Below are 3,468 nucleotides of genomic sequence, written 5' to 3'. Positions count from 1 at the left end.
GAGTTCTCTGCAGCGACTCTCGCGCTGGTCGGTGAAGACGGTCAGGTCGTTGGCGTCAAATGCGCGCGCGTGGACGAGAAGCGCCGCCCGATCGAGGGCACGGAGTTTATCTTGCGTGCCGACCTGGTTCTTGCCGCGATCGGCTTTTCCGGCCCGCTGCTCGACACCTATATCGCACAGGCAGGCGATGCGCTTGACCTTGACGGCCGCACAAATGTGAAAGCCAATACCGAAGACTACAAAACCAGCATGAAAAAGGTGTTTGCCGCCGGGGACGTGCGCAAAGGCCAGTCACTTGTTGTCTGGGCGATCCGTGAAGGCCGTCAGGCAGCCCGCGCTGTGGACGAATTTCTGACCGGATCATCCGATCTGCCACGCTAAGTCAAACCGCTTACTATTCAAAGCCCCGCCGGAAACCACCGGCGGGGTTTGTATTTGTATCCAAGGTCGTTGATCAGGACCCGCTCGGGAAATCGCTTTCAAGCGCTGACGTGCCCTCGGCCGAAGACCTTGGATCATCCACACGCCCCGGCATCGGGGGAAGTGTCTCCCCCTTCACAAAAAACCGATAGGCCGCGCTGTCCCTGTCGATTTCCTTATCGTCTTCCCCACCGAGCAGAAGTGCTTCGGGCGAGGTTGTCCGTCCGGTCAGAACAATAAAGTTCGGATCATCCTCGACCCCTTCAAAGGCCAGACCACCATAACCGCCAAGCAGACGTGACAGCTCCCTTTCGACAAAAAAGGCAACTTTTCGATATCCTGCCCAGGTAAATCCGATCCGGTTCTTCGTCCGCAACCTGGTGTTTTTGCCGTTCACATCCGGCCCGTAGGAAGAATAACTGCCGTCTTCCGCCAGAAATATGTCCCAGATATCGACATAGCGAACCCGCCGGTCCTCCGATGCGCTCTGGAATATCGAATTCAGTTGCGTGAAGTCGCCGTTGACCAGTTCGTCAAATGTCGGCGGCAGTCCCGCCCAGACGATAGGTTTTTTCTCCTGCCGAACAACACGGATAAGAGCGTCGACCTTGCTCCTGTAGCTCTCGAGCCATTCAGCCGTCATGAATTCGATCGGTGGATCACCCGGAAATGCTTTTCCCATATCGCGCCGGCCAATCATGACGACAACGGCCTTTACATCCTCACCCCGGATTTTGGCCAGTACCTGGGTTGCCCAGTCAGGGGCATCATCACCGGCAAACCCGCCCAGGTCCACGGTGATAGGTTCTACACGGATCTGAGGCTTTTCAGCCAGCGTGAACTCAAGGCCATCGGCAACACCGCGTGCCATTCGGTCACCAACGACCAGAATCAGGCCGGCATCGGGATCTTTGGGCTGAACTTCAAATTTCGGAGCGGCACCTGCAGGGCGTGTCGTCCTGGGCCTTTGTTTCTGTGTCCGCGGTTGTTGCTTTTGAATTCGTCGTTGGCGTTGGTCGCCACGGTCGAAAAGCCGTTGCAGCGGTGCAAGCGGGTTGAAACCCCGAAACGGATTGTTTTGCGCAACGACAATTTCCTTGCCGGGAGGTTCCTGCGCAAGAGCGTCAGTGATGCCAGGGGCAACGAAAACCAGAACAGCTGCAATCACCAGCTGCGAGATCAGCCTCGCAGCCTTGTCCGTCTTCAGCTTCTCCCGCAGGAAAATCACTACTGGCTCCTGAATGGATACTATTTTGAAAGCCAGTTTAACCGCCGAGTTTCAGGTGCGCCAGCAAAACAACGGATGCATATCCGTCTGGGACCAATCCACGCGCCTGCTGATACGCCCGAATACCTCGCCGGGTCGCCGGACCGATCCGGCCATCCGCCGCCCCCACCGAGAAACCCCGGTGGTTGAGCAGAGCCTGTAGTTCCGCGGTTTCTGACCTGTTGAGCGGCATATGTTCGCGAGACCAGTCACCTTGCAATGGCCCACCGCCAATAAGACGGTCGGCAAGATGCCCGACAGCCAGCGCGTAGGCTGTTGCGTTGTTGTAGCGCTTGATCACATAGAAGTTTCGCAGCATCAGGAACGCCGGACCGCTTGCACCTGCCGGTAAAACAAGCACGGCATTGTCAGATGGGCGGGGAAAACCTTTACTGTTGGAGCGACGGACACCGTGTTTGGCCCACTGACCAAGCTTGAGCGTCGTGTCACCATCAGCAAGTTGATAGTTGAATCCCGCCGGCAGCTTGACTTCGTAACCCCAGGTCTTGCCTGTTTGCCAACCATGCCTTTTCAGATAATTGGCCGTTGATGCCAGGGCATCGGGAATGGATGTCCAGATGTCGCGACGACCATCACCGTTGTAGTCCGCTGCATAGGCTTTCCAGCTCGACGGCATGAACTGTGTATGTCCCATGGCACCGGCCCAGGACCCCTCCATGTCCTGAAAGCGGACATGACCGGCCTGAACAATGCCAAGAGCCGTTACCAGCTCCTTTTGCCAGAAACTCTTCCGGCGCGGAGCAGCGTATGCCAGTGTTGCCAGAGCTTGAATAACATTATGACGCCCCATGTAGCCGCCATAGTTGGTCTCCATCCCCCAGATCGCCAGAACGGCTTCCCGGTCAACCCCATACCGCGCTTCGATATTCTGCAGAACGACGCCGTATTCCTTAAGGAACCTGCGCCCTTTCTCAACCCGGTCTTCTGAGACAGCGCTGTCGAGATAGTCCCATATCGGTTTTACAAACTCCGATTGCTTGTTCATCAGGCGCAGCGTGTCGTCATCAGGCTGCATACCGGTAAAGACAGCGTTATATGTCTGCGAGGAAACTCCTGCAGCCTTGGCTTTCGGCCAGAAATTTCGGACAAACTTATCAAAGCCGGGATCGGCATATGCTGTCTGGGAGGCCAGGGCGACACCTGCAAAAAGCAAGGTCGTGGCTAACACACGATGCAGACGTGACTTGACGTCGGCAATTCGGGGCAAAGAAATCATCACGTTTACAATTTGCCGTCCAAAGCTCCGCATTGGGGCCTCCTTACGCCCTGGTCCGTGTTAGATACTGCCCCCAGTCCATCAATGATTTATTCAGGTTACTGCCCAGTTAATGCCGGAAGCGAAGTCCTGCTTCAATCGCATTTTCCGTGTAGTCGCTGCCGTCCTGCGAACTGTCGAAACGGCGATGTGTGTAGTCTGCAGTAAGAGCCACATTCTGGGTCAGCGCGAAGGTCAGCCCGCCAAAGCCGGTCAGGGTGCTTTCTTCAATCGAAACCCCTTCGTAGGTCCGATAGCTATAACCAACACCGGTTTCACCCACAAATCGGTCACTGAAGGCATGCGCCAGCCTGATATCGCCGGAATAGATAATCGACCCGCTGGCACCGTCAATGTCCGTCGCCTGGAAGCTTGTTCCAACACCCGCTGTAATCGTCGTCAACCGGCTGGGTGACCAGACAAGCGATCCGTCCACGACCAGTCCGGACAAGTTGTCCAGACGATCGTCTTCAATATCCTCTATCCGCCAGCCGACGCCAAGCTC

General features: G+C 56.3%; 4 protein-coding genes. 1 reads left to right on the top strand and 3 read right to left on the bottom strand.

Annotated elements, in window-relative coordinates; genetic code table 11:
• Window positions 1–381: FAD-dependent oxidoreductase (locus K5905_RS30115; protein ID WP_297591375.1), on the top strand; the 381-nt coding region annotated here is incomplete at its 5' end.
• Window positions 382–454: 73 nt separating this feature from the next.
• On the opposite strand, the gene K5905_RS30110 is transcribed toward K5905_RS30115, so the two are convergent.
• The 3 genes from K5905_RS30110 to K5905_RS30100 all read right to left on the bottom strand — a co-directional run.
• A complete protein-coding gene (locus K5905_RS30110) occupies window positions 455–1,648 on the bottom strand; it encodes a DUF459 domain-containing protein (protein ID WP_297591373.1) in 1,194 nt (397 codons plus the stop codon).
• A 37-nt stretch (window positions 1,649–1,685) separates the two neighbouring features.
• Window positions 1,686–2,957 (bottom strand): lytic murein transglycosylase, encoded by a 1,272-nt coding sequence (locus tag K5905_RS30105; RefSeq protein WP_297591372.1) that lies wholly within the window; start codon window positions 2,955–2,957, stop codon window positions 1,686–1,688.
• A 76-nt stretch (window positions 2,958–3,033) separates the two neighbouring features.
• The coding region (locus K5905_RS30100) for an outer membrane beta-barrel protein (protein ID WP_297591370.1) at window positions 3,034–3,468 on the bottom strand (435 nt) is incomplete at its 5' end.

The sequence above is a fragment of the Roseibium sp. genome (genome assembly GCF_025698965.1).
Taxonomy (GTDB): domain Bacteria; phylum Pseudomonadota; class Alphaproteobacteria; order Rhizobiales; family Stappiaceae; genus Roseibium.
The sequence above is the reverse complement of the archived record's forward strand: the minus strand, read 5'-3'. Positions and strand labels throughout refer to the sequence as shown.